This is a genomic window from Lentibacillus persicus, assembly GCF_900112705.1.
In the GTDB taxonomy this organism is placed as follows: domain Bacteria; phylum Bacillota; class Bacilli; order Bacillales; family Amphibacillaceae; genus Lentibacillus; species Lentibacillus persicus.
This window is the reverse complement of the sequence record NZ_FOMR01000003.1, coordinates 65,752-92,272: the sequence shown is the minus strand read 5'-3', so window position 1 is coordinate 92,272 and position 26,521 is coordinate 65,752. Positions and strand designations below refer to the sequence as shown.

Sequence of the window (26,521 nt, the reverse complement as noted above, 5' to 3'; positions counted from 1 at the left end):
AGACTGAAAGGGATATCACATGACAATACTATGGATGAATCTTGTCGTTGTTTTTGGGTATGCACTTTTTGCGCGATATTTTGCATCGCCGTCATATGCAATTGCAGGCGTTGGTGAGCAGTTTTCAGGTGCAGGCATGGTTAAACCGAATAAAATTCTTGTTCTCGGCTCGCTTACGGCTCTTGTGGTCAGTTCAGGTCTCCGCTCTAATCTCGGGGACACTTACTATTACATGCATGCCTATGAATCCAATGAATTTACATGGGCGTATATTCTCACTCAAAAAGACATTGGGTTTGGTGCATTGCAGATGTTTTTGCAGAACTATATATCCGAAGACCCTCAAGTATTGGTTTTTACAACGGCGCTGATCACCAATATGCTGATACTCATCGTGTTTTACAACTATTCGAGGTTGCTTGAAATCAGTTTGTATGTGTATATCACGGGCGGCTTGTTTTTAGTATCGATGAATGGTATCAGACAGATGTTTGCAGCTGCGATTGCTTTTACAGCGATAAAATTTTTGATTCAGGGCAGTTTTTTTAAATATGCACTCGTTATTATTCTGGCCTCCTTGTTTCATCAAAGTGCACTTGTTTTGCTGCCGATTTATTTTCTGATGCGATTTAAGGCATGGTCAAAGCCGACGCTTGCACTCATCGTATTGTCGGTGATTGTAGTCATAGGGTTTGAACAATTTTCAGCCCTTTTATTTTCGGCGTTGGAAGACAGTCAGTACGGGCACTATCAGGACTTTCAAGAAGGCGGTGCGAACTTCCTCAGGGTGGTCGTGATGGGCGTACCGATTCTGATTGCGTATTTGGGACGGGAGAAGTTAAGAGAGATTTTCCCGGAAAGTGATGTCATCGTCAATATGGCGCTGCTCGGATTCATTTTTATGATTATCGCTACGCAGAACTGGATTTTTGCCAGGGTCTCGCTTTATTTTGAGCTGTATAATATCATTCTCATTTCGTGGGTTGTGAAAGTGTTCCGGGAAAGAGATCAGAAGATTATTTATCTCGGTATTATCGTCTGTTACTTCGCATACTATTACTTTGAAAATGTGATCAATTTGAACATTATCTATAACAGTGACTATTTAATGTAACGAGGAGGGATGGAATGGCAATTCTGGTGACCGGTGGCGCGGGCTATATAGGCAGCCATACGTGTGTCGAACTTCTAAACGAAGGCTATGACATTATTGTTTTGGATAACTTTTCCAACAGCAGTCCGGAAGCGCTGAACCGGGTGGCTGAGATAACCGGCAAAAGTTTTAAAACATATCATGCCGATTTACGTGATAAAGAAAGTGTCGCCAGGATTTTTGAAGCGAACACAATTGATGCGGTAATTCACTTCGCCGGCCTTAAGGCGGTTGGTGAGTCTGTATCGGTTCCTCTCAGATATTATGAAAATAATATGACAGGGACCGTTATTTTATGTGACGTGATGCAGCAATTTGGTGTCAAACAGCTTGTTTTCAGCTCTTCTGCTACCGTGTATGGTATGACGGCCAAGGCACCGATCACCGAGGATGCTGAAACCAGCGCAACGAATCCATATGGCCGCACAAAGCAAATGATCGAGGAAATCCTAAGCGATATTGCTTTTGCTGATAAGCAATGGCGAATTGCGCTCCTCCGCTATTTCAACCCGGTCGGAGCACATGAAAGCGGGCTGATCGGCGAGGATCCCAGCGGCATCCCGAACAATTTGATGCCTTATATTGCTCAGGTTGCTGTAGGTAAGCGTGAGCGGCTCAAAGTATTTGGCAATGATTACCCGACGAAAGATGGGACCGGGGTCAGGGACTACATCCATGTGGTTGATCTTGCCAAGGGGCATCTCAAAGCATTGGAGACGATTCGGGAGCGCACTGGAATTGATGCGTATAACCTTGGTACGGGGCAGGGATCGAGTGTGTTCGAGATGATTGCAGCTTTTGAGCAAGTTTCAGGAAGGAAAATTCCTTATACGATTACTCAACGTCGGCCTGGTGATACGGCGATATGCTACGCCAATCCGCTTAAGGCAAGGAAATTACTCGGGTGGGAGGCAAAAAGAGGGATTGACGCTATGTGTCAGGATACATGGCGTTTTCAATCAGCCAACCCTGATGGTTATGTGCCAAATGAAAAATCAAATAGTGCCACGGACACGCCGGTGCGTTATGCAGCGGGTTTTTTAATGCAAAATTATCGTCTGAAAAGCGGGGAGGGCTAATTCATGAAACGTGTCATTGATGCAATTGTTGCGTTAATGCTGCTGATCATCTTCTGGCCGGTCATCGCGATAACGGCCCTGTTGGTCAAGTTACGCATGGGTTCGCCGGTTTTATTCAAACAAAAGCGCCCGGGACTGAATGAAAAACCGTTTTACCTTTACAAATTTCGTACGATGCGACATGAAACAGATGCTTCCGGCAATCTGAGACCGGATGCTGTCAGGCTGACACCGCTTGGAAAAAAACTTCGAAAATACAGTTTGGATGAATTGCCGCAGCTGATTAATGTATTGAAAGGCGATATGAGTTTAGTCGGTCCAAGACCGCTGTTAATGGCATATTTGCCGCTTTATACGAAAGAGCAGTCAAGACGTCACAGCGTCCGGCCGGGCATCACAGGGCTGGCGCAGGTAAATGGACGAAACGACACTACATGGGATAAACGATTCAGGCTTGATACATGGTATGCGGCCAATCACAATATGTGGATTGATGTTAAAATCGTGATCCTGACTGTCGGCAAAGTGCTGAAGCGAGAAGGTATCACGCAGCAAGATGCCACGACAATGGAAAAATTCACCGGCTCGAAAGAAGTGCTTTGATATGAAAGTGATTATTTTGGGAGATGGCGGTCACAGCAAAGTCATTCAGGAAATGATTATGGCACTTGGAAGGCACGAAATTGTCGCGGTACTTGATGATAAATATGATCAGGGGTTTCAGCTGAAAGGTATGATTCACGCGCCGATTTCTTTTCTGGTCAAATTGCTCCGACCCGGCATAAGAGTAGTGGTGGCAATAGGAGACAATAAAATCAGAAAGACGATTACTGAGAATTTAAATTTGCTCCCCGAACAGTTTATGACGGTTATCCATCCCACAGCGGTGGTAAGCTCAAGTGCTGCAATAGGTCACGGGACGGTTGTTATGCCGCACGTTGTCGTGAACGCGAGAGCTGAAATTGGCAGTCACTGTATCATCAACTCAGCTTCAGTTATTGAGCATGATAACGAAATCGGCAGCTTTACACACGTCTCCCCCAACGCAACATTTGCAGGCAATGTCACATGCGGGGAAGGCGTTCATGCCGGTTCAGCCGCCACAGTGATTCCCGACATGCACCTTGGCAGCTGGTCGATTATTGGCGCCGGATCAACGGTTATCGAAAACATCCCGGCATACAGCAAAGCCGTCGGTTCCCCAACCCGAATCATCGAACGCCTGCTGATTTAGAAGGCTGGGATTGATTTACATTTGAGTGCTATGACTCCGCTCCGGAAACACACTACGCTTTCCGCGGGCGGCTGGTGAGCCCCCTCGTGCTGAAGCACTTCGGTGTCTCACCGAGGCCTTTCCTCCCGCAGGAGTCTCCGTGTATTTCCTTCGCTATGGTTGGCTTAATCGCATAGCACCACAGAAACAGTAAGCATCCCCAGCGCAGGCAATATACGAAGACTCCAAGGGATGCGCACGCGTCCGAAGACCCCGCAAGAAAGCGGTAAGGTTCAAAGGCTAAGAACGCCACGTCCTGTGGCAACGCCTTTGTGACCAACATCGTGTTGGCCCGAGGCCGTGCCCATGGAAAGCGAAGTATATTGCCGGAGCGGCTTTAAGCACTTCCTGATAATCAGAATGAGAGAAACCTTTATTAATGAGAATTTTATGATAAAAGAAAGGTGGTGGTTGCTTGAAATCAAAAATACATTTATCACCGCCGCATATGAGCGGTGACGAACAGCGCTACGTCAGGGAAGCCTTTGAGTCAAACTGGATTGCGCCGTTGGGTCCGAACGTTGATGCATTTGAAAGTCAAATGGCCGAAAAAATTGGCATAAAAGCTGCTGCAGCCCTTACATCCGGCACCGCAGCCATTCATATTGCGCTGGCATTGCTCGATGTCAGTAAAGATGACAAAGTATTTTGCTCCACACTCACATTTGTCGCAAGCGCAAATCCCATTCGTTATCAGGGGGCTGAGCCAGTTTTTATCGATTCGGAACCGGAATCATGGAACATGTCCCCGCAAGCATTGGAACGAGCTTTTCGGGATGCCGCTCTAAATGATGGCTTGCCAAAAGCAGTGATTGTTGTCAATTTATACGGCCAAAGCGCAAAGATGGATGAATTGCTGGCTATATGCAACAGGTACGGGGTGCCGATAATTGAAGATGCAGCCGAATCGCTCGGAACAATCTATAAAGGCAAATTCAGCGGAACACTCGGAACGTTCGGCATTTTTTCATTTAATGGCAATAAAATCATCACAACGTCCGGCGGGGGGATGCTCGTATCGGATGATGCTGACGCAATCACCCATGCACGGTTTCTGGCAAGTCAGGCACGCGACCCGGCGCCTTATTATCAGCACAGTGTGACCGGCTTTAATTACCGGCTCAGCAACCTTCTCGCAGGGGTCGGACGGACACAGTTAAGTGTATTGAAAAAATATATGGCAGCACGAAGAATAATATTTTCCATTTATTATCATGGTTTGAATGATTTGCCCGGCATCACATTCATGCCGGAATTGGCCGGGACAAAAATGAACCGGTGGCTGACAGTATTGACGGTGGACGAAGATGAAGCGGGCGTTACTGTGGAACAGCTTTTGGCGGCACTTCATGAGGAAAATATTGAAGCGCGCCGGGTGTGGAAACCGCTTCATTTGCAGCCGCTTTTTCGAAAAACAGCCTATTACGCGCATGCACCGGGCGTTCATGTTGCAGAATCACTTTTTTCATCAGGGATCTGTCTGCCGTCGGGGTCAAGTCTTACAGAAGAACAGCAGGCGCGTGTTATCAGCTGTATCAGGAAGACATTCGAACAGGAATCCAGAAACCGCGTTTATTTGATTCTAGGAAAACACGAGGTATAGCTCATGATAGGAAAAAAAATACAATCAATCCGAAAGCAAAAAGGACTTAGCTTATCCGAATGCGCCACCAGGGCGAGCATTTCTAAATCGTATTTAAGCAATATTGAACGCAATATTAATCACAATCCCTCGATTCAAGTCATGGAAAAAATCGCAGCAGCGCTCGGTGTGGAAGTTCGTGCACTGCTTGAACTGAATCATAACGTGGTTCCTGAAAGTGAGTGGCTTGAATTTGTAAATGAGCTAAAAAAATCAGGCGTTCAAAAAGAACAGCTCAAGGAATATAAAACGGTGATTGAATTTGCCAAATGGCAGAAGGATAAATTGTCCGGAACGTCTGAAAAAGGAAAAAGCAAATGAGCACAAACAGGCCGATAAAAATTCTTCATGTGGTGGGAGCGATGAATCGGGCAGGGACTGAGACGATGCTGATGAACATTTTCAGGTACATGAAGCATGAAGGGATTACATTTGATTTTATTTCCTACAGTCAAGAAGAAGCGCATTACGACCGGGAAATAATGGAAATGGGAGGCCGGATTATACGGTTAACGAAAACGAATTCGGTTAAAGCGATTTATGAAACCATTAAACATTATGGACCGTACGATGCCGTCCATGCCCATACGTTATTTCATTGCGGTGTGGCTTTGTTGGCAGCGCTTCTTGCCGGGGTTAAAATTCGAATCGCGCATGCTCATACCACGTCAGATGATACGAGCACATTAGCTCGCAAAGTTTATACCACGATAATGCGCCCATTGATTAATGCGTTATCGACACAAGCGCTTGCGTGCAGCGAACAGGCTGGGCGTTATTTGTTTGGAGCGAAAAAAGTTCAGAAATCAGATTATACTTATTTCCCTAACGTCATTGAGTATGAAAAATTTCTTTCAAAACCGGAGGCTTCCGTTAATCGATTTAAAATGGAAGCAGGCTGTGGAAAAAATCTGATTATCGGGCATATTGGCAGGTTTATTGCAGCCAAAAATCATGAGTTCCTGCTGGACGTCATGAAATACGCTGTCAAAAAGGAACCGGCCATTCAGCTGCTATTAGTTGGTGACGGGGATTTAAGAGCGCAAATCGAAGCGAAAGCACGAAGCGAAGGGCTTACTGATAACATTTATTTTGCTGGTATTCGTGAAGACGTTGCAGCGATGCTCCATAGTATGGACGTATTTGTTTTCCCGTCGTTATATGAAGGTCTTGGTCTTGTCTTGCTTGAAGCACAGGCGTGCGGGGTTCCGGCACTTGTCTCGGAGGCCATTCAGCCTGAAGCAGATTTAAGGGTCGGTCTTGTGTCCCGAAAAAAGTTGTCGGATGGTCCGAAAGCGTGGGCGGACGAAATTATTGAACTGAGCAGCCAAAAAGAAACAAACACATCTAAAATTAAAGCCGGGTTTGAAACGAATGGCTACTCACTCCCAAAAGCGATCAACGCATTAATACGGCTCTACAATCCGGAGACAGGAGGCGCTTATGAACGACATATTGATCACCTCTTTTGATATGGAAGTCGGCGGTGTGGAACGGAGCCTGATCAGTATGCTGCGCCACTTTGACTACAGCCGGAATAATGTGGACCTGATGCTTTACAGCCATAGCGGCGAGCTGTTTGACCTGCTTCCGGCTGAAGTTAATGTGCTGGAAGAGTCGAAACCGTATAAGACGTTTCGCATGCCCATCGATCAAACGTTCAAGTCAGGCAAAATCGGTCTGGGGGCAGCAAGACTCAGAGCCAAGTACAAAGCAATGAAGAGCAAATCAAATGAGCCCGGCTACAGACAGATGCAATGGATGTGGAAGTATGGCTTACCTTATTTGCCCAAATTGGAAAAGAAATACGATGTTGCCATCAGTTATTTATGGCCGCATTATACCATCGCAGAAAAAGTAGAAGCAGAAACAAAAATAGCCTGGGTCCACACCGATTTTTCAACCGTTGACACAGACGCTGAACTGGATCGTGAGGTGTGGGACCAATTTGATTACATTGCTGCTGTTTCCAAAGACTGTAGAGACGCCTTCATTACGAAATACTCATCACTTCAATCGAAAGCAATTGTGATTGAAAACATTACCTCACCCGATTCGGTACGTGAATTGGCTGAAGACGACGTCGACAATCCTATGACAACTGACAAGCGCTTCAAGCTTATTACGGTCGCCAGGCTCTCACATGCCAAGGGAATTGATCAGGCCGTTATAGCTCTAAAAATGCTTAAAGACAAAGGCTATGACGATTTTGTCTGGTATGTTGTCGGCTATGGTGGTGATGAAGCAATGCTGCGGGCGTTAATTTCTGAAAGTGGGTTAACAGACAATTTTATTTTATTGGGAAAGAAAACAAATCCTTATCCTTATATAAAGTCAGCTGACCTTTACGTGCAGCCATCGCGCTATGAAGGCAAAGCAGTAACCGTCGGGGAAGCCCAAATACTCGCCAAGCCGGTTTTGATTACAAATTATCCCACTGCCAAAAGCCAGGTGATTGACGGCTATGACGGTGTGATATGCCACTTGTCCGCAGAAGGAATTGCCTCAGGGATTGAACGGCTTTATAAGAATGCGGGGCTGAGGCGTCAACTGGCAGAAAACTGCAGCAGGAAAAATTTTCATAACCGTCAGGAGCTCGAGAAATTATATGAACTTATCCGGGAGGGTGCGGGAGATGCGGCAAGATGAAAAAATCAGCGTCATTGTGCCGGTGTATAAGGTAGAACAATACATTCACCGATGCATCGACAGCATTTTAGCGCAAACTTATGCCAATATCGAAGTCATTATCGTCGACGACGGCTCCCCGGACAGGTCCGGTGCTATCGCTGATGAGTTTGCCAGAACAGACAGCCGGGTGAAAGTTATTCATAAAGAAAACGGCGGGCTCTCAGACGCGAGAAATTGTGGGATGACTCATGCGGCAGGCGAATTCACCATGTTTATTGACAGTGATGACTGGATTGACCAACAGATGATTGAACGCATGACGGCAGGCGCTCTCACTTATAAGGCCGACGTTGTCCAATCGTCATTTTATTACGCCTATGATGATCATCTGATGGTTGACGAGCGTTATATGCCGTTAAGTGCAGCGCCAACTCTCCTCACCGGCAAAAACTTGATGCGAGCACTTATCACGAATGAACAAGTTAAAAACTTCGCGTGGGGAAAGCTTTACAAAACGCAACTAATCAGGGATATCTCATTTGAAAAAGACGTTTTATTTGAAGATGTATTTTGGGCACATCAAGTGATGCACCGGGCAGAAAAATTCCTGCTGATGTCAGACCCGTTCTATTACTACTATCAGCGGAATGACAGCATCGTTGCTAATTACACAAGCCGCAACCTGGATATGATTAAGGGCTTGCGGGAACGACATCGTTTTATAGAAAAATTTTATGAAAGTTTAACCGATGTTTCGTTTAAGGGTCTTCTAAAGATGTGTTTGGCGCATTATCATTTATTGTTTCGCAATCGGAAAGCGGATTGTCTGGGGGCGCACAAAAATGCCATACACCGTTTCATAAAAGAAAACCGGACCGCCATGATAAGGGCCGCGCAGAATGACAACGAACTGAGAGTGCAATTATATTTATTTTTGATTCATCCCTATTTAAATATAAGCTATCTCGCTTTAAGGAAACTTTTAAGAAAGCTCAGGATTATACCAAAACCGGCCGGATTAACGCGGATCGATAAAGGAGGGGTTGTCTGAATGAATTTAAAAATAGGCGCAGCACGAATTATTATGCTGTTGTTCAGTTGTTTGCCCATTAAGAAAAATAAACTGCTTCTGTTCAGCTACTACGGCAGTCATTACGGCGACAGTCCGAAATATATCTCTGAATATATTTTAAAACATTACCCTAAGCAGCGGTTTAATATTGTATGGGCCTTCACCGATCCGGATTCAAAACATCATTTGAAAAATGTCCGGAAAGTGAAAATAATGTCACTCCGATATTTTTACGCGTTATGCACGTCGAAGGTTCTCATAACCAACTACCGGATGACCGGAGCATTCGTTAAACGCAAAAACCAGTATTATATCCAGACGTGGCACAGTTCGCTGCGCTTAAAACAAATCGAAAGAGACGCAGCACAGGCCCTTCCCGCACATTATGTGGAGATGGCAAAAAAAGACTCGGCAAAATGCGATTTGTTATTATCCGGCAGCAAATACTCAACCGAAATTTTCAAGCGCGCATTCTGGTATGGCGGTGAGATTTTCGAACATGGGACCCCGCGAAATGATGTGCTCGTTGAAAATAATGCCAACAGACGCAGGGCAGTACTTGATAAACTCAATATTAAATCTGAAAAAAAAGTGCTCCTCTACGCTCCGACATTTCGCAAAAACAGCAATTTGGAAATTTATCATCTTGACTGGCAAACGATTACCAGGCAGCTGCAAGCGAGGTTTGGGGGTGAATGGACGGTTTTGGTTAAACTGCACCCGCATCTGATTGCTGAATCCGACAAGCTTCTATACGGCGATAATGTAGTCGATGCGACCTCCTATGATGACATCCAGGAGCTTCTTTTGGCTGCGGACGTCCTGATATCCGATTACTCATCGCTCATATTTGATTATGCGATCACCATGCGCCCCTGTTTCCTGTATGTTCCGGATATTGAGGAATACACCCGCCAGGACCGGAAATTGTATTTTGAAATAAACGACCTGCCCTTTATTAACGCTGTAAGCCACAACGACCTGCTGGTTAAAATGAACAACTTTGACGACGCACACTATAAACAGCAACTGGGGCAATTCATGGCACGCGTTGGTTCATTTGAAAAAGGCAATGCCAGTGAACATGCAGCGAGGCGTATTTACGAAATATGCTATGGCAAACATGCAAAAAGGAGTGACAACCTAAATGAAGCAGTATAAAGTCGGCTATACAACAGGTGTATTTGACTTGTTTCATGTCGGGCATCTGAACATATTAAAGCGCGCAAAGGAACAATGCGAACACCTCATCGTAGGCGTGAGCACAGATGAATTGGTAAAGGAATATAAGCAGAAGGAGACAGTCATTCCCTTTGAAGAACGAATCGAAATCGTTGAAGGGATCAAATACGTGGATGAAGTCGTGCCGCAAATGAACCGAAACAAATACGCCGCCTGGGAGCACTTGCATTTCAACGTCATGTTTGTCGGAGATGACTGGAAAGGCAGTGCTCTTTTTGACGAAATGGAAGCGAAGTTTAACAAAGTGGACGTTGATATTGTTTACTTTCCATATACGAAGGGTGTCTCGTCGACGTTGGTGAAGCAGAAGGTGGAGTTGTGAGGGGGGATGGATATGGAGCCTGCCATCAGTATTATTGTTCCGGTATATAATTTGGAACGGTATATAGAGAAATGCCTCGACAGTATTCTTGCCCAAACGTTTGCTGATTTTGAAGTCATTATTGTTGATGATGGGTCGACGGATGGCAGCGGTGCTATTTGTGAAGCGTACGCGAAAAAAGATGACCGGGTTATAGTTCTTCACAACGAGTATGGCGGCGTCAGTGCTGCCAGAAACGCAGGTATTGCAGCAGCTGCAGGAAAATATATTGGTTTTGTCGACGGGGACGATTACATTGATGAAAACATGTATGACGTATTATTTCAGCAATGTCAGCAAACAAGAAGTGATATAGCAGTGTGCAGGCTGGGACGTGAAGTGGATGGTCAGCTTCTTCATCACAGGGCCGGGACGTGCCGTATAATCCATCTGGAGCACTTTGAAGCGCTTAGAGAGCTGTTCAGGGGTGTTCTTTACCGGTTCTCTTTATGCAACAAATTATTTAAACAAACGTGTTTTAAAAATGTTTCGTTTCCGGAAGGCAGGATTCACGAAGATTTGTCAACGGTATACAAGTTATTTGCCAATGCTAATAAAGCTGTATATATCAATTATATTGGCTATATCTACGTGAGACAGGAAAACAGCATTTTGACTTCCCAATATAATAAAAACAGACTTGATGCATTCAAAGCGTGGAATGAAATATTACCATATATGAATAAGTATTATTCAGAACTTATGGCAGATGTCTATGCCTGTTATGGATTCTGGTGTGTCGATAATGCTTACTATGTTTTAAACCAGGTCAGCAATAAGTTGGAAAGAAAAGAGCACTTAACAACGATCCAGGAGAATATGAACGGAAATTATAAAGAACTGATCCGAAGTCAGGGCTTATCGTTTAAGTATAAATCGATCGTTTCACTGATCAACTACAATTTGGGACTTCTCATTTTCTCGCATCGATTTAAAAAGGCTTTAACCGGGGGGAACAGCCATTGAAAAAAAGCATCTTGTTCGTTATTGATTCTTTGGATGTTGCAGGTGCTGAAAAGAGTCTTGTAACGCTGTTAAATCTAATGGATTACTCCAAATATGACGTCGATTTACAGCTATTCGCGCACGGCAATTTACTAGAGAAGCTTGTGCCGGAAGAGGTTAACATCCTGGAACCTTTAAAATATACTGCATTTTCCAAGTTGGGTTTGCCGAGTGCTGTTGCTCATTCTTTTGCACAGTTACAACTGCACATGCTCTCATCACGGCTAAGGTACTCATTTCGTATACGCAGAAATCAATGCAGCAATCCTCAAAAAGCAAGAATATATTGGGAAAGTGCTGCAAACGTCATTGAACAAAACAATAAAGCTTACGATATTGCGATCAGCTATGCCCAAGGTGTTCCCACCTTTTACGTTGCCGCGAAAGTGAATGCGAAACGAAAGATTGCATGGGTGAATGTCAGTTATCGGCTTGACGAATACGAGCAGACGTTCCAGAAACATTACTATAATCACTACGATAAGATTATTGCAGTGTCTGACTCGGCTAAAGAAGTGCTTGCCGAAACTTTTCCTGCCTATAAAGATAAATTGGCAATTCAATATGATATTAATAACCCGAATTTTATTTCGGAAATGGCAGAGCTAGGAGAGGGGTACGAAGACAGTTTTGACGGTATCAGAATTTTGACGATTGGAAGACTTGCCCGCCAAAAAGGTTATGATATTGCCCTGGACGCGTGTAAAAGGCTAAAAGATGAAGGCGTTCATTTTAAGTGGTATGTGCTTGGGAAAGGCCCATTGCAGGCAGAGATAGAACAATCAATCAAAGCGAAAGGCTTAACCGAGCATTTTATACTTTTGGGCGTTAAAGCGAACCCGTATCCTCTTATCAAAAATGCGACAGTATATGTGCAAACGTCGCGATTTGAAGGATATGGCATAGCGATTGCAGAAGCCCGAATGCTGAACACACCTGTTGTCACGGCAAAGTTTGATGCGGTTTATAACCAGATGGTTGATGGCAAGAACGGACTTGTTGTGGAAAGGAACGCTCTTGACGTCTCAGAAGGCATCAAGCGGATTGTTCAGAACGAGGAATTGAGACACTCTATTATTGATTACCTGACGCATGAAAAAAAGGGGAATGTGGAGGAAATGAATGGGTTTTATGAATTGATCAATTCGTCATGAAAGTGAGCATATTGAAATGAATAAAAAAATTGTACTCATGGTTATTAACATGAATATTGGTGGAACTGAAAAAGCATTGTTGAATATGATTCCAGCGCTTCGACAAAAAGGTTTTGACATTACGATTCTCATGCTGGAACGGGATGGTGGCTTTTTGAATGCAATTCCGAAAGATGTCGAAATAGAATTGATCGGAAACTATGAGACTTTTAAACAAGACTTGCAGGATCCGCCAGTTAGAACCATCCTAAGACATTTCAAATCCGGGAAGGTTCTTAAGGCTTTCAACATATTTACCATCCACGCGATCACGAAACTGACAAAAGAACGGAGCCTTTTCTACAAATATCTCTTAAAAGACGTTCCGGAATATAAAAATCAATACGATATTGCTGTTGCTTATGCTGGTCCTATGGAACTCATAAGCTATTTTATTGCTTACAAAGTTAATGCCGGAAAGAAAATTCAGTGGGTTCACTTTGATATAAACCAAATAGGGTTTAATGCCAATTACGCTTCTAAAATCTTCAACTTCTTTGACCGAATATTTGTTGTATCTGATGAAGGTCGCGGAAAACTGGTGGACCGGGTACCTTCGTTAAGTGAAAAGACCGCTGTATTTCCGAACGTTATCTCTCAGCAGCTGATCGAACAACAGGCTGATGCTGGCGAGGGATACAATGATGATGATTTTAAAGGTATACGAATTTTAACGGTCGGCAGATTATCCCTTGAAAAAGGTCAGGATATTGCAATAAAAGCTCTAGCAAAATTGAAAAACGAAGGGTTTGATGTCAAATGGTACTGCGTCGGCAAAGGCGGAATGGGAGAAAAATACAAGCAGATGGCAGAAAAGCTTCACGTGAAGGACCATTTCATCTTTTTGGGGGAAACTCCTAACCCTTATCATTACATGAAGCATTGCGATATATATGTTCAGCCATCAAGGCATGAAGGATATTGTATTACGCTTGCTGAAGCAAAAGCACTGCATAAACCTATAGTCAGCACGAATTTCACAGGAGCAAAAGAGCAGATTGAACATGACCAAACAGGTTTGATTGTAAATGGTGATGAAACATCCATTGCCCAGGCTGTTAAGAAACTTATCAATAAGCCTGCATTAAGGGAAACGTTCAGCAGCAATTTGGCAAATGAAATGGTGTATAACGAAAGTGACATAAAGAAAATGCATGAACTTTTATAAGAACAGAATGGGGGACAAAAATAAAAGGAGGCTTGAGGTGAAAAATCAAAGTCTCATAAAAGGAGTATTCTGGCTTCGCTCAATAGCGTGTCTTGCGGTTACACTCGGGCATGCCATTCATACGGGCAATCTGTTGTATGAGGAATCTGATATGTATCATAGGGCTGCGTATGTGCTAAGCATGGCAGTACTATTTGCTGTCCCTGTTTTTGTGTTTATCTCAGAATTTTTATTGGCGCATAACTACCCGAAACACGTACCTGCTGGCTTCTTGAAAAAACGCGTCCGGATTTTGCTTGTGCCTTATCTGTTTATGGGGACCGTTTATGCTTTGATAAACATGGACATGTGGACTTTCAAAAGTTTTATGATAAGTGAGGTCTCAAGTATTTTTCTCGGAAAATCTGCAGTCTACTTTATCTTAATTATTTTTCAATTTTATTTGCTGCATATGTTTTTTAGCAAGTATCTGATGCGGCTGCCAGCGAAAGCAGTTATTCCAATCGCTTTTTTGATTAACTTTCTATACCTGGCATTCTTTAATTTTACAGAGCCGCCTAATAATGCAATAGCACATTATATATGGAATCCCGGGTATTGGCTGCCATTTATCGGCTGGCTTTTTTATTTTGTATTAGGTTTTTATTGTGGAAAAGATTATCAGGCTGTCCGCAAATTATTACGCTATAAATGGCTGCCGGCGATACCTGTTTTTGCACTTGTACTGACATTGTTCATGAATCAGCATTTTTTGATTGCTCAAGATTCCAAAAGAGTGGATATGCTGATTTACGCCAGCTCAGTTATTTTTTTAATTATGTATATTTCCTCGCGGGTTAACCAGGTGCCAAAAGTCGTTATGTTTGTAAGTAATTATTCGTTCAGTATATTTTTGCTGAACATGTTTTATTTCGTTCTTCTTGGCACAATCGAACCGCCGGCGTTTTTGAATATAATGACTTATTCTTTAACTGTTTTTCTAATCACGCTGGCACTTTCGATTGGAACTGCCTATGTATTCAATCAATTCCGTTTTGGCAAGTATCTTGTGGGACGCATCATGTCATTTAAAGCGAAACCCGAACCGGAAGAGCAATCAACCGCGTATCAGCATACGGCTGATAAATAATAGTATTAAATTGTTGGGGGGCATCCTGATGAAAAAAGTTTTATTTATGCTGAGCAGCATGGATATTGGCGGCGTGGAAAAATCATTACTGTCCCTTTTGTCTGTTATGCCAAAAGAAGCGTACGACGTTAAGATACTGCTTCTTGAGGAAAAAGGCGCGTTTTTGGATCATTTGCCGGACTGGGTGAGAGTGGAAGAAGCCAGCTGGTACCAAGAAGTAAAACCCATTATTATGCAATCGCCTTACAAGACGATAAAGGACTTTTATGCTGCCAAAACATACTCAAGAATTCCATCATTTGTTTATTCTTACCTTATTTCAGAAAAAGTGCTGAAAGACAGGTATATCTATTATAAACATATTTTCAAAAGCGTTCCACTTCACGAAGAAGATTATGATATAGCGGTTGCCTATCAAGGGCCCACAGATATCATTGATTATTATGTTGGACATCATGTTAACGCTGTGAAAAAAATATCCTGGGTCCACTTCGATGTATCCAAACACTCGGTTAACACCAAGCTTTATCAGCAATTGTATCAACGGTTTGATATGGTGCTGGTGGTTTCAAATGAGGCGCATAACCACTTAGTGGATAAAATACCATCTGTGAAATTCAAATCTGACGTTTGCAAGAATATCGTTTCTAAAACAGCCATTAAAGTCATGTCAAAAGAGACAGCTGACTTTGATAAAGAGTATACAGGCCGGATTATAGTAACTGTTGGTAGGCTTTCCTGGGAAAAGGGTCAGGACATGGCAATTGCTGTTTTATCCTGGCTCCGGGAAGAAGGTTATGACGTCAAATGGTACTGCGTGGGTGGTGGAAAGCAACGAGCTGAGTATGAACAGATGATTGAGGGTTATGGTTTAAAGGACCATTTTATTTTGACAGGGCCCAGCCCTAATCCGTATCCCTATATAGCTCAGGCTGATATCTATGTACAGCCGTCACGCCATGAAGGCTATTGCTTATCACTTGCAGAAGCTAAATGCTTACAGAGACCGATTGTGACAACAGACTTCACAGGAGCTAATGAACAAATTATAGACGGTTATAATGGGCTGATCTCGAAATGCAATGCAGACGCGCTGTATTATCACGTTAAATATCTTCTGGCTCATCCTGATCAGGCAGATAAGCTGGCATTGAATTTGTCTGCAACGAAGGATGACCGTTCCTCAACAGCTAGCAGCCCTGTCAATATGATCCAGTAAAATAATCTCATCATTAATTTAGAAGGTGTGATTGACTTGAAAGAAGCGGCTCAAAAACTATTCAAACTTTTTACCAGACGGGAAAAGAAAAAGCTGATTATGTTATTTATGATGATGATTGTCGCGGCTATATTGGAAACAGCCGGGATTGGATTGATTGCGCCTTTTGTTGGTTTAGTAACTAATCCCGAAATCATTCAAGAACAGCCCATTTTATCTTATGTGTATGAATTGCTAGGCTTTAATTCCTCAACAGCTTTCATTATATTTGCCGTTATTATGCTGCTTTCGGTATTTGTGTTGAAAAATCTTTATTTGCTGCTGTTTAATTATGCACAGTTTCGCGTTGTTTTAAATCAGCAAGTTAAATTGTCCCGTGATCTGTTTAAGGAATATTTAACTAAACCATACGCATTCCATTTACAGCGTAATAGTGCTGATCTGCTGCGTAATGTAAATGGCGAAGTCTCCAAAGTATTTCAGGGCATTATCATTTCAAGCTTCCAATTGTTTACTGAGCTTTTGATTATCTTTTGTATTGTGTCACTCCTGCTAGTTACTGCGCCTGTGGCAACCCTGGCAGCTTCTGCTTTATTGGGCGGAAGTGTTTATATATTTTTTGCAGTAATAAGAAAAAAAATTAGTCGTTTGGGAAAAGAACAGCAGCGTGTCAGCGGCACAATGATTCAGTGGGTCAATCAGGGTCTCGGTGCGAGTAAAGAGGTTAAAGTTTCAGGTAAAGAAAGCTTCTTTATTAATTCTTATACTGGGCAAAGTCAAATAAAGGCCAATAACAGCAGATACATGAAAATGCTGGAACAGGCACCAAGGTACTTTATTGAAACACTGCTTGTATCCGTTGTGCTAATCACAATGCTTATCATCGTTTTTCAGGGAACTGGAACTACAGAGCTTATATCAACAATGGCATTATTCGCGATGGCAGCTTTTCGACTGATGCCCTCTATTACACGCGTGGTGTCATTGAGTGCGACAATTCGGTACAGTCAGCCGGCGCTGGAAGTTGTTTATGAAGATTTAATCAAAAGTAAACAAAAAGAAGCTGGCTTGGTTAACAAGGCTGACACGGCAATTGTCAATAAAGGTGACAGAGCATTTACTGACTCTATCAGCCTGAACGATGTCTCGTTTCGTTACCCGGACCAGCATGAATTGGCGGTTGACGGTGTTTCACTCACCATTCCAATCGGACAGTCAGCTGCCTTTGTCGGGGAATCGGGAGCAGGGAAAACAACCCTTGTCGATATTATCCTCGGACTGTTCACACCTGAAAAAGGAAACGTGCTTCTGGACGGTGAAAGCATTCACTCAAACAAGGCATTATGGCAGCAGAAAATAGGCTACATTCCGCAATTTATATTTTTATCAGATGATACAATCCGCGGAAATGTCGCCTTTGGAATCGATCAGGACAAAATTGATGACCAAGAAGTATGGCGGGCTCTGGAACAGGCACAACTGAAGGAATTTGTGGAGTGGCTTCCTGACAAATTGGATACTTCTGTGGGAGAAGGGGGCGTGCGTTTATCCGGGGGCCAGCGTCAGCGAATTGGCATTGCCCGCGCTTTGTATAATAACCCGGAAATATTGTTCATGGATGAAGCTACTTCGGCGTTGGACAACGACACTGAAAAAGAGATTATGAAAGCAATTGATGGTTTGAAGGGAGAAAAAACACTGATTATTATCGCGCATCGTCTAAGTACAATCGAAAATTGCGATCTCGTTTTTAAAATAAATAATGGCCGGCTGATCTCGACGGATCAGAATCTGAAAAGGTCGGTTATGTAAAGGTGAAAATAGAACAGGAGATACCAATGAAGCAGAGGACCTGTCATATGTTTGTCTTGGTTGGAAATAACGTTTATATCAATCTGGATCAAAGTCTTGTGAAGCTTTTTCTAAATTTATACTTCAAAATGCGGCCATTCTCATTTTTGGAAAGAAAGGCTGCTCGGTCTATGTTCAATCGAGTACCACAATTTATAATCAGGGCTGTGCGTGCTATACAATTTGTTTATAAATTCTATTGCGCCAAGTATAAGTCTGATAACACAAGACAAACAGTGGAGACGAACTATTTTGGACATTTTTTGTTGAATTTGCGCAATGGTGAGATAAAGGTGTTCGACTTGGAAAAACAGATTGTTACCACAGTGTTCGGTGATCGTTTAAGTATATCGGAAGTTGAAAAGCAAATCAGAAACGCAAAAAAGTCGGAAGAATGCAGGCTGACACCGGGCGTCATTTGCTATAGTTTAAAAAAACGCTGTATAACGGAGAAATATATCAATGGCAGTAGACCTATTTATGATTTAGATCAGTTAACGACTTTTTATAATGATGTTTTTCCTTTGCTGAGTGATATTTTGACCTCGACTAAGCCAAAGAGAGTCAGTTTTTCCAGGGTTATAAAAGATAAATATTTTGCTCTGGAGTCGCAGCTTTATCATCTTGAATTTAACTGCAGTATACGTCAGGGAATCGAGCCAGTAAGGAACTTTTTAAAGACTATTCACTCGCAGCTTGAAGAGAAACCGCATGAGGGAGAGATGGATCTGGTCCTATCTCATGGTGATTTGTGGGAAGGCAATATTTTGATGAGGAATGGGCGCAATTATGTGATTGATTGGACGACTTTAGGTACTCGATCAGTTTACTTTGATTTTTACTATGCAATGTTTATGCTGGCATCCAAAAATACACATTTTGATACTGTAAACAAAAACACTATAAAGAAATTGAACCGGGAGCTGGATAACGGCTGCCGTTTATTTTTTGAAAAGCTTAAACAGGAAGGAACAACCAAGACGATAAAAACCACGGATCAATTTATGCTTTATCGTTATTTATTCTATTTGGAACTGATCCACCTAAAATTGATAGATATCCAAGTGGATCAGGCAGAAGAGTTTCAAGAAGTTATAACTTGGGTCAACCGATTTAAGGTGTTGGAAGAAATGAGAGGCTTGACACCAAGTGCTGCTAAACGATGAACCAAGCTGAGGAGGGCTGTTATGGCTGAAATAAGTATTATTGTACCTGTTTACAATTTGGAACGCTTGCTTCCAAGGTGTGTTGACTCCATTCTGGCTCAGACATTTACTGATTTTGAATTAATCTTGGTAAATGATGGTTCTTCAGATGGAACAGGCAAACTGTGTAATGCCTATGCCAGAGCTGACAACAGGGTCAAAGTTGTTCACAAGGAAAATGGCGGGGTGGCTTCTGCGCGTAATGCCGGTCTGAACATCGCAAAAGGTCGTTATATTGGATTTGCCGATAACGACGATCTGCTTAATCAGTATATGTTTGAGGTGCTATATGATATCGCTGTAGCCCATTCATCTGACATTGTAATTTGCAATTATGTTGAAGTGGATGAGGATGCATCTTGTGACACAAAAACTTATGAGGACAATTATCAGGTGCGGCATTTTGATCACATCGAGGCCCTTCATCAGCTTTATACTGCCAATTATATTACGTTTGTTGTTCCATGGAATAAGCTGTACAAACGCTATTTGTTCGATAACATAAGGTTTGAAGAAGGGAATATAAATGATGACGAAACAGTTGCCCATAAGCTTTTCTATCAATCTGGCAAAACAACATTTGTGCAAACAGGTTTATATTATTACATTCAACGTAAGGGCAGTCTGATGCATTCACCTTTTAAAGTAAATCAATTGGATGCCGTGTATGCCTTAAAGCAGCGGGAGGTGTTTTTCAGAAAAAAGAAAGAACGTACACTGCATCAAAAGGCTCTTAAACATTACATGGAAAAATTCTTTTGGTATTACTTTTTGGCTAAATCAAGTAGTCAAGAAACCGAAACTGCTTTAAAAAAATTAAAACGAACATTTAACCGAAGTCTAATCCATTTATTAAAAAGTACTGAAATAAGCGGGAAACAGAAAATAATGTGTGTCGTATTCAGTATCAGCCCGGTATTATTTGTATCGATCAGAAATATTAGCGCCAAACAGCAAGCAAATGGACAAACAAAAATCTAGCACATAGAGCATCCTGACGAAGAGATGCTTTTTTATTGAAAATTTTTCCTGCGAGGTGTTCATTATGAAAGGAATTATTCTGGCAGGCGGCAATGGGACGCGGTTGTACCCGTTGACGCGGTCGGTTTCGAAACAGCTGCTGCCTGTCTATGACAAACCGATGATTTATTATCCATTGTCAGTTTTAATGCTGGCCGGCATTCGGGAGATTTTAATTATCTCCACACCAAAGGATGTACCCAGATTTGAACAGTTGCTTGGTAATGGCGAGGAACTCGGGATTGAATTAACCTATGCGATCCAGGATGAACCAAACGGACTGGCAGAAGCCTTTATTATCGGAGAGGATTTTATCGGGGACGATGATGTGTCACTGATACTGGGCGACAACATTTTTTATGGTCATGAATTCATCTCTCAGCTCGAGCGCGTGCGTGCACACCTTGATGGAGCCACCATTTTTGGCTATAACGTCAGCGATCCTGAGCGTTTTGGGGTTGTTGAGTTTGATGAAGAACGGAAAGTGCTCTCCATTGAAGAAAAACCGGTCTCGCCCAAATCAAATTTTGCGATTACCGGCCTGTATTTCTTTGATCGGCAAGTGGTTGATATTGCGAAATCGGTTGCCCCGTCTGCCAGAGGTGAATTGGAAATCACCGATATCCTTAATGAATACGTCAGGCGTGATCAAATGAAAGTTGAATTAATCGGGCGCGGTTTCAGCTGGCTTGATACCGGCACACATGAGTCACTTCTGGAGGCCTCGCAATTCATCGAAATTATTGAAAAACGAACACGGCTTAAAGTGGCTTGCCTTGAGGAAATTGCCTATAACAAAGGCTATATTACGGAGGCTGAATTATTGAAACTGGCGGAGCCGCTTAAGAAAAGTGATTATGGCAAGTATTTGGTGCGGATTGCTAACATTAATCGATATAAAGCGGATGAGCGACAGCTCGTTTGAAGACATCTGTAAAATTTCTTTGCAAGGGAGACTGGGGAATGACTGTTTTAGTAACCGGTGGCGCAGGGTTTATCGGAAGTAATTTTATCAGATATTTATTACGCAATTACCCGGATTATAACATTGTTAATTTAGACAAACTAACATACGCCGGAAATCTTATAAACCTGAGAGGAATCTCATTAGACCCGCGTTATCATTTCGTGAAAGGCGATATTGCGGATGAAAAACTGGTGAAATCAATATTGGAGGAATATAAGGTTGAATGGGTCGTAAACTTTGCTGCAGAGTCGCATGTTGATCGAAGCATTGTGGATCCGGGTTTATTCATTGAAACGAATGTAAGTGGAACCCGGGCATTGCTTGATGCTGCGTATCAGCATGACATAAAGAAGTTTTTGCAGATTTCCACTGATGAAGTCTATGGAAGTTTAGGTGAAACGGGTTATTTTACAGAGGAAACACCACTGGCACCGAATAGCCCTTATTCGGCAAGCAAGGCAGCAGCAGATCTTTTGGTGTTGGCCTATTATAAAACGTATAACATGTCAGTCGCCATCACACGCTGCTCAAACAACTATGGGCCATACCAATTGCCGGAAAAGCTGATCCCGCTCATGATTACCAATGCTTTGGAAGATAAGGATCTGCCTGTCTATGGGGACGGCTTGAATGTCAGGGACTGGCTGCACGTTGAAGACCACTGCCGTGCGGTTGACTTAGTGCTTCACAAGGCTTCACCGGGAAGTATTTACAACATCGGCGGTCATCATGAAAAAAGCAATATTGACATGATCAAAACGATTTTAAGTCTATTAAGAAAGCCGGAGAGTCTTATATGCTATGTTGAGGATCGGAAAGGCCACGATCGCCGCTATGCCATCAAGCCTGACAAAATCATGAATGAACTGGGCTGGCGTCCGGTATACAGTCTGGAACGCGGGCTGGAAGAAACGATTCGATGGTATTTGGATAACCCTAAATGGTATGAGGCAGTACAAGACAACCTGTCGGCAGATGTTAACAATTAACAGGAGGTGTTTATATGAAAGTGAAAGATACGCCCCTTGATGGCGTCAAAATTATAACACCGCGTGTGTTTAAAGATCACAGAGGCTTTTTTATGGAATCATATAACTATGAAAATATGAAGGCAGCAGGAATTGATTATCAATTTGTCCAGGATAACCATTCGCTGACTGTTGAAAAAGGGACCATACGCGGGCTGCACTATCAATTGAATCCTGAAGCACAAACAAAGCTGGTCAGAGTCATTACCGGAGCTGTTTATGATGTTGCCGTTGATATCCGAAAAGGTTCACCGACATATGGCAAATGGACTGGTGTGATGCTCAGTGATGAGAACCACAGAATGCTTTTAATTCCGAAAGGCTTTGCCCATGGGTTTTGCACGCTTACAGAGAACACTCACATTCAATATAAAGTTGACGTGTATTATTCAAAACCGCATGATTCAGGGGTTCTTTGGAATGATCCGGAGCTTGGAATTGACTGGCCGGCAACAGACCCGGTGTTATCGGAAAAAGATGCAGGCCAGCCGTTAATGCGGGATGCCGAAATCAACTTTCACCAGACAGTTCAACGGTCGGTCATAACTTGAAAGCAGTCTGTCGTGAATGTGGTAAGAGAATAAGTCTTTCATTTCAACTGTTCATTATAAAGACTACAGGGATAAAAGGAGGAAAACTATATGACACGAATTGGGATTGCCGGAACGGGTTTTATTGGAAAAGGGATTGCCATTGAAGTAAACCGGCAGCCAGAGCTTCAGCTTACAGCAGTATTGACGCGGCGCGATATTTCAAAGATGGGTGATTATCCGTTCTGCGAGGCGCTCACAAACTCAACCCGAGAATTCATTGCCACGTGTGACATGGTAGTTGAGTGCAGTGGCGATATCATTTATGGAAGCGAAGTAATTGACCAGGCGATAAAGGCAGGCAAACCGGTTGTCACAATGAATGCTGAACTTCAGGTGACAACCGGTTCTTATTTTGCCAAAAGGGGCTTTATTACTGAAGCAGAAGGTGACCAGCCGGGGTGCTTGGCATCACTGCATGAAAACGTCGTTGATATGGGATTCAAGCCCCTTGTCTATGGCAATATTAAAGGCTTCATGAAACTGGATCCAGTCCTTGAAGATATGCAGTATTGGTCACAGCGAAATGGTGTCAGACTGGATATGACAACTTCATTTACGGACGGGACAAAAGTGCAGGTGGAACAGGCATTGGTGGCCAACGGTCTTGGAGCCGGAATTGCAAAAGATGGACTGCTGGCACCTGAATCGGAAGACATAAACAAAACAGGTGCTGAGCTGGCAAAAGTGGCTGATCGCTTAGGTTGCCCGATCAGTGACTTCGTTGTGTCACCAAAAGGTCCGCCGGGGGTCTTTATCACTGCTGAACACGACAAAAGGCATGAGGAAGCCTTGAAATATTATAAGATGGGCAATGGTCCGTATTACACTATTCTGCAAAATTATCACTTGTGTCACTTGGAAGTGATTAAGACAATTAAACGTGTGGCAAGCGGAGGCGGTGTTCTATTAAATAATGGCAAAGAACCTACAGTCAGTGTCGCAGCCATTCCAAAACGAGCACTGCAGCCCGGTGAGATAATTGATAAAGGCATTGGCAGTTTTCAAGTCAGAGGTGAAGCGGTTGAGATCTCTGGGAATGAAAATCATGTGCCGATTGGGCTGTTGGTCAATGCTCTTATAACGAACAAGGTCAAAGAGGGTGAAATTATTACGTTTGATGACGTTGAACTGCCGGAAAGTTTGGCGTTTAAAGCATGGCAGGAGACGATTGAGAAAGCTCCAATTAACATCTGAGAAAAATTTTAAGAAAAGTTTTAAAAACCTATTGAAATTACACGCAAAAAGTTGTATGTTCTTTATACAGAACCTATGAAGTGGCATACTTAATTTACTGATGCAATAAAACATGCAGCAAATTAAGTCATTTTTTTACTTTTGGGGTTCTTAGTAAAGAACAAAAAGTATGGGAGCAGATATGATGAGTGCAATTGCTGGAATTTATCATGTGAAAGAAACGGTCCCCGGTTATCATGGCCAACAAATGATGCAAGCATTAAGTAAGTTTCCCGCAGATGCCGCGCAAACCTGGAAAAGGGAAAATGTATTCCTTGGGTGCCATGCGCAGTGGATTGCACCGGAATCCATCGGTGAACAATTGCCTTTCTATGATTATGAAAGACGGCTTGCAATTACGGCAGATGCAATGATTGATAATCGAAAGGAACTCTTTGATAAATTAGGCATTCATTATGATGAAAGAAAAATAATGCCCGACAGTCAACTGATTCTCTTAGCATATTCAAAATGGCGAGATGACGTTGTCAAACATTTGATAGGTGATTTTGCTTTTATGATATGGGATGAAAAAAATCAAAAGTTGTTTGGGGCGAGAGATTTTTCGGGGACACGATCACTTTATTTTCATCATAATAATGAGCGATTTGCCTTCTGCACTGTTATGGAACCGCTGTTAAGGCTGCCATATATACAAAGGGATGTAAATGAAGAGTGGCTGGCTGAGTACTTGGCAATTTCAACCATGATCGATGTAGTTGATGTATCAAAAACGGTTATTAAAGATATCCAGCAAGTCCCGCCTTCGCATACGGTTACCGTGATAAATGGAAAGGTGATTCTTTCTAAATATCAAGTACTATCATTTGATAATAAAATCAGGTTCAAAACAAATGATGAATATATTGAGGCTTTCCGTGATATTTTCCAAAAAGCAGTTGACGCACGATTGCGTACCTTTAAATCAGTGGGTTCTCATTTAAGCGGCGGACTCGATTCAGGATCGGTTGTCAGTTTTGCAGCTAAAACGTTACAAAAACAAAATAAACGATTGCATACGTACAGTTCAATACCTGCGGAAGATTTTCAGGATTATACACCTAGAAACTATTTTCCTGATGAACGTCCGTATATTAGTGAAACTGTTGATTATGTAGGGAATATTGACGACCACTATTTGAGTCTGAATAGCATAAATTCATATACAGATATCGACGACTGGCTGGATATTTACGAAACCCCTTATAAATTTTTTGAGAATTCATTCTGGATGAAGGCTATCAGTGAACAAGCAGGTAAGGATGATGTTGGGATTTTATTAAACGGTGCCAGAGGAAACTTTACGGTTTCCTGGGGTCCGGCATTAGAATATTATGGTCATTTACTAAAAAGCATGAAGTTAATTAGACTGGCGCGTGAACTTAAGATGTATAGTAGAAACATCGGATCAGGAAGGAAAAAGTTGCTTCAGGTTATAGGTAAACAAGTATTTCCTTTTCTGAACAATGGAACGAACTATCAATTTCCGATGCTCATTAATCCTGAGTTTGCTGCCAAAATGAATGTGTTTGATAAACTGCAAAACCATGGAATTAAGGCAGATGGATTTACCGGACTCACAATCTTTAATATAAGGGAACACCTAATTAATAATGAATTTATTTGGAATTCAAGCGGCGTAGCTTTTTCCAAATTATCCTTGAAATACGGATTATTAATGCGTGATCCAACCAATGATATTCGAGTAATTAATTATTGTATGTCACTCCCATTGGATCAATTTATCAATAATGGAATGGATAGGGCTTTGATCAGAAACGCAACAAATGGGTATTTGCCTGACAATGTGCGGTTAAATCAAAAAAATCACGGTCTTCAGTCAGCCGATTGGGTTCACCGCATGATACCTTGCTGGACAGATTTCATTAAAGAGGCAAAACAGCTGGTAAAAGATAAAGGTGCAGCACAATATTTGAATATAGAAGCAATCAGTAACGCCCTTTCAACAGCAAGGGAAGTACAAAAGGGAGATTCTGCCTTTGACCCTGAGCTGAGGATGCTTGTACGCAGTATTATAGTCTATCGATTTCTGCATTCATTTTACCTTGAAGGAGGTGATATATATGAAACAAGAATGGAAAGCGCCAAAACTGGAATTGCTGGAAGTTAGAGAGACAATGGCAAAATGGCGAGGTGATTCTTTTGATGGGTTCTTCATTGGAAGGGAATATGCTGACGAAGGCCCCGGTCCCGGCGAAGAACCTCCTGCCGGCAGTTGATCTAATCCATCAGATTAAGAATTGGCGGTATTGCTTAAGCCGCCTTTTCTACACTTAAATTAGTTGGGCCGAGCTGACTAAAAAAACAAAACCGTGTCTTACTTAGTTTAGAAAGTCACTAATCCCACTGACCCTTATACAAAAATCGATTTTGTATAAGGGTAATTCTTAAAATTTATATGTAGTTTACTACAAAAAGCAGGTGAACAGCTCATGA

General features: G+C 42.5%; 25 protein-coding genes. All 25 read left to right on the top strand.

Annotation, left to right across the window (positions count from 1 at the left end; translation table 11 throughout):
• Positions 1-19: 19 nt before the first annotated feature.
• The 25 genes from BMZ22_RS04840 (at position 20) to BMZ22_RS16725 (ending at position 26,304) form a co-directional block, all read left to right on the top strand.
• Positions 20-1,114 (top strand): EpsG family protein, encoded by a 1,095-nt coding sequence (locus BMZ22_RS04840; RefSeq protein ID WP_090082359.1) that lies wholly within the window; start codon positions 20-22, stop codon positions 1,112-1,114.
• Positions 1,115-1,128: 14 nt separating this feature from the next.
• The gene (gene galE, locus BMZ22_RS04835; protein WP_090082353.1) at positions 1,129-2,232 is read left to right on the top strand and encodes a UDP-glucose 4-epimerase GalE; all 1,104 of its coding nucleotides are present in this window, start codon (positions 1,129-1,131) and stop codon (positions 2,230-2,232) included.
• Positions 2,233-2,235: 3 nt separating this feature from the next.
• Positions 2,236-2,835 (top strand): sugar transferase, encoded by a 600-nt coding sequence (locus BMZ22_RS04830; protein ID WP_090082348.1) that lies wholly within the window; start codon positions 2,236-2,238, stop codon positions 2,833-2,835.
• Positions 2,789-3,466, top strand: coding sequence for an acetyltransferase (locus tag BMZ22_RS04825; RefSeq protein WP_245745202.1), 678 nt, complete (start codon positions 2,789-2,791; stop codon positions 3,464-3,466). The genes BMZ22_RS04830 and BMZ22_RS04825 overlap by 47 nt, the downstream gene beginning before the upstream one ends.
• Positions 3,467-3,953: 487 nt before the next feature.
• The gene (locus BMZ22_RS04820) at positions 3,954-5,108 is read left to right on the top strand and encodes a DegT/DnrJ/EryC1/StrS family aminotransferase (RefSeq protein WP_090083124.1); all 1,155 of its coding nucleotides are present in this window, start codon (positions 3,954-3,956) and stop codon (positions 5,106-5,108) included.
• 3 nt (positions 5,109-5,111) lie between these two features.
• Positions 5,112-5,468, top strand: a complete 357-nt coding sequence (locus BMZ22_RS04815; protein ID WP_090082340.1) for a helix-turn-helix domain-containing protein — start codon at positions 5,112-5,114, stop codon at positions 5,466-5,468.
• Complete coding sequence (locus BMZ22_RS04810; protein WP_090082335.1) at positions 5,465-6,619, top strand: glycosyltransferase family 1 protein; 1,155 nt, start codon at positions 5,465-5,467, stop codon at positions 6,617-6,619. Before BMZ22_RS04815 ends, BMZ22_RS04810 begins: the two co-directional genes overlap by 4 nt.
• Positions 6,591-7,796: a glycosyltransferase gene (locus BMZ22_RS04805; RefSeq protein ID WP_090082330.1), complete on the top strand. Its 1,206-nt coding sequence runs from the start codon at positions 6,591-6,593 to the stop codon at positions 7,794-7,796. Before BMZ22_RS04810 ends, BMZ22_RS04805 begins: the two co-directional genes overlap by 29 nt.
• Positions 7,783-8,829, top strand: coding sequence for a glycosyltransferase family 2 protein (locus BMZ22_RS04800; RefSeq protein ID WP_090082326.1), 1,047 nt, complete (start codon positions 7,783-7,785; stop codon positions 8,827-8,829). The genes BMZ22_RS04805 and BMZ22_RS04800 overlap by 14 nt, the downstream gene beginning before the upstream one ends.
• Positions 8,830-10,011, top strand: a complete 1,182-nt coding sequence (locus BMZ22_RS04795) for a CDP-glycerol glycerophosphotransferase family protein (protein ID WP_090082323.1) — start codon at positions 8,830-8,832, stop codon at positions 10,009-10,011. It begins immediately after the preceding gene.
• Positions 9,998-10,414 (top strand): FAD synthase family protein, encoded by a 417-nt coding sequence (locus BMZ22_RS04790; RefSeq protein WP_090082321.1) that lies wholly within the window; start codon positions 9,998-10,000, stop codon positions 10,412-10,414. The genes BMZ22_RS04795 and BMZ22_RS04790 overlap by 14 nt, the downstream gene beginning before the upstream one ends.
• A 12-nt stretch (positions 10,415-10,426) precedes the next feature.
• A complete protein-coding gene (locus tag BMZ22_RS04785) occupies positions 10,427-11,419 on the top strand; it encodes a glycosyltransferase family 2 protein (RefSeq protein ID WP_090082318.1) in 993 nt (330 codons plus the stop codon).
• Positions 11,416-12,612, top strand: coding sequence for a glycosyltransferase (locus BMZ22_RS04780; RefSeq protein WP_090082315.1), 1,197 nt, complete (start codon positions 11,416-11,418; stop codon positions 12,610-12,612). Before BMZ22_RS04785 ends, BMZ22_RS04780 begins: the two co-directional genes overlap by 4 nt.
• Before the next feature lie 16 nt (positions 12,613-12,628).
• Complete coding sequence (locus BMZ22_RS04775) at positions 12,629-13,819, top strand: glycosyltransferase (RefSeq protein ID WP_090082311.1); 1,191 nt, start codon at positions 12,629-12,631, stop codon at positions 13,817-13,819.
• 37 nt (positions 13,820-13,856) lie between these two features.
• Entirely contained in the window at positions 13,857-14,948 is a 1,092-nt protein-coding gene (locus tag BMZ22_RS04770) for an acyltransferase family protein (RefSeq protein WP_177183350.1), read from the top strand.
• Positions 14,949-14,976: 28 nt separating this feature from the next.
• Positions 14,977-16,167, top strand: a complete 1,191-nt coding sequence (locus BMZ22_RS04765) for a glycosyltransferase (protein ID WP_090082304.1) — start codon at positions 14,977-14,979, stop codon at positions 16,165-16,167.
• Between the two features lie 27 nt (positions 16,168-16,194).
• Complete coding sequence (locus BMZ22_RS04760) at positions 16,195-17,979, top strand: ABC transporter ATP-binding protein (RefSeq protein WP_425434268.1); 1,785 nt, start codon at positions 16,195-16,197, stop codon at positions 17,977-17,979.
• 341 nt (positions 17,980-18,320) lie between these two features.
• Positions 18,321-19,184 carry a phosphotransferase gene (locus BMZ22_RS04755; RefSeq protein WP_177183349.1) on the top strand — a complete coding sequence of 288 codons (864 nt, stop codon included), beginning with the start codon at positions 18,321-18,323 and terminating at the stop codon, positions 19,182-19,184.
• A 21-nt stretch (positions 19,185-19,205) separates the two neighbouring features.
• Entirely contained in the window at positions 19,206-20,204 is a 999-nt protein-coding gene (locus tag BMZ22_RS04750) for a glycosyltransferase family 2 protein (RefSeq protein ID WP_090082295.1), read from the top strand.
• Between the two features lie 64 nt (positions 20,205-20,268).
• A complete protein-coding gene (rfbA, locus tag BMZ22_RS04745) occupies positions 20,269-21,168 on the top strand; it encodes a glucose-1-phosphate thymidylyltransferase RfbA (protein WP_090082291.1) in 900 nt (299 codons plus the stop codon).
• Positions 21,169-21,206: 38 nt separating this feature from the next.
• Positions 21,207-22,199 (top strand): dTDP-glucose 4,6-dehydratase, encoded by a 993-nt coding sequence (rfbB, locus tag BMZ22_RS04740; protein ID WP_090082288.1) that lies wholly within the window; start codon positions 21,207-21,209, stop codon positions 22,197-22,199.
• 14 nt (positions 22,200-22,213) lie between these two features.
• Positions 22,214-22,789 carry a dTDP-4-dehydrorhamnose 3,5-epimerase gene (rfbC, locus tag BMZ22_RS04735; protein ID WP_090082282.1) on the top strand — a complete coding sequence of 192 codons (576 nt, stop codon included), beginning with the start codon at positions 22,214-22,216 and terminating at the stop codon, positions 22,787-22,789.
• A 90-nt stretch (positions 22,790-22,879) separates the two neighbouring features.
• On the top strand, positions 22,880-24,025 hold the full coding sequence (locus tag BMZ22_RS04730; protein WP_090082280.1) for an NAD(P)-dependent oxidoreductase: 1,146 nt from the start codon (positions 22,880-22,882) through the stop codon (positions 24,023-24,025).
• Between the two features lie 184 nt (positions 24,026-24,209).
• On the top strand, positions 24,210-26,195 hold the full coding sequence (locus BMZ22_RS04725; protein ID WP_090082276.1) for an asparagine synthase-related protein: 1,986 nt from the start codon (positions 24,210-24,212) through the stop codon (positions 26,193-26,195).
• Positions 26,149-26,304, top strand: coding sequence for a paeninodin family lasso peptide (locus tag BMZ22_RS16725; protein WP_143069956.1), 156 nt, complete (start codon positions 26,149-26,151; stop codon positions 26,302-26,304). Before BMZ22_RS04725 ends, BMZ22_RS16725 begins: the two co-directional genes overlap by 47 nt.
• Positions 26,305-26,521: the final 217 nt, after the last annotated feature.

Coding starts and splice junctions, on each gene's coding strand:
- BMZ22_RS04840 (WP_090082359.1), top strand. CDS start 20: ATGACAATACTATGGATGAATCTTGTCGTTGTTTTTGGGTATGCACTT.
- galE (WP_090082353.1), top strand. CDS start 1,129: ATGGCAATTCTGGTGACCGGTGGCGCGGGCTATATAGGCAGCCATACG.
- BMZ22_RS04830 (WP_090082348.1), top strand. CDS start 2,236: ATGAAACGTGTCATTGATGCAATTGTTGCGTTAATGCTGCTGATCATC.
- BMZ22_RS04825 (WP_245745202.1), top strand. CDS start 2,789: ATGCCACGACAATGGAAAAATTCACCGGCTCGAAAGAAGTGCTTTGAT.
- BMZ22_RS04820 (WP_090083124.1), top strand. CDS start 3,954: ATGAGCGGTGACGAACAGCGCTACGTCAGGGAAGCCTTTGAGTCAAAC.
- BMZ22_RS04815 (WP_090082340.1), top strand. CDS start 5,112: ATGATAGGAAAAAAAATACAATCAATCCGAAAGCAAAAAGGACTTAGC.
- BMZ22_RS04810 (WP_090082335.1), top strand. CDS start 5,465: ATGAGCACAAACAGGCCGATAAAAATTCTTCATGTGGTGGGAGCGATG.
- BMZ22_RS04805 (WP_090082330.1), top strand. CDS start 6,591: ATGAACGACATATTGATCACCTCTTTTGATATGGAAGTCGGCGGTGTG.
- BMZ22_RS04800 (WP_090082326.1), top strand. CDS start 7,783: ATGCGGCAAGATGAAAAAATCAGCGTCATTGTGCCGGTGTATAAGGTA.
- BMZ22_RS04795 (WP_090082323.1), top strand. CDS start 8,830: ATGAATTTAAAAATAGGCGCAGCACGAATTATTATGCTGTTGTTCAGT.
- BMZ22_RS04790 (WP_090082321.1), top strand. CDS start 9,998: ATGAAGCAGTATAAAGTCGGCTATACAACAGGTGTATTTGACTTGTTT.
- BMZ22_RS04785 (WP_090082318.1), top strand. CDS start 10,427: ATGGAGCCTGCCATCAGTATTATTGTTCCGGTATATAATTTGGAACGG.
- BMZ22_RS04775 (WP_090082311.1), top strand. CDS start 12,629: ATGAATAAAAAAATTGTACTCATGGTTATTAACATGAATATTGGTGGA.
- BMZ22_RS04765 (WP_090082304.1), top strand. CDS start 14,977: ATGAAAAAAGTTTTATTTATGCTGAGCAGCATGGATATTGGCGGCGTG.
- BMZ22_RS04750 (WP_090082295.1), top strand. CDS start 19,206: ATGGCTGAAATAAGTATTATTGTACCTGTTTACAATTTGGAACGCTTG.
- rfbA (WP_090082291.1), top strand. CDS start 20,269: ATGAAAGGAATTATTCTGGCAGGCGGCAATGGGACGCGGTTGTACCCG.
- rfbB (WP_090082288.1), top strand. CDS start 21,207: ATGACTGTTTTAGTAACCGGTGGCGCAGGGTTTATCGGAAGTAATTTT.
- rfbC (WP_090082282.1), top strand. CDS start 22,214: ATGAAAGTGAAAGATACGCCCCTTGATGGCGTCAAAATTATAACACCG.
- BMZ22_RS04730 (WP_090082280.1), top strand. CDS start 22,880: ATGACACGAATTGGGATTGCCGGAACGGGTTTTATTGGAAAAGGGATT.
- BMZ22_RS04725 (WP_090082276.1), top strand. CDS start 24,210: ATGAGTGCAATTGCTGGAATTTATCATGTGAAAGAAACGGTCCCCGGT.
- BMZ22_RS16725 (WP_143069956.1), top strand. CDS start 26,149: ATGAAACAAGAATGGAAAGCGCCAAAACTGGAATTGCTGGAAGTTAGA.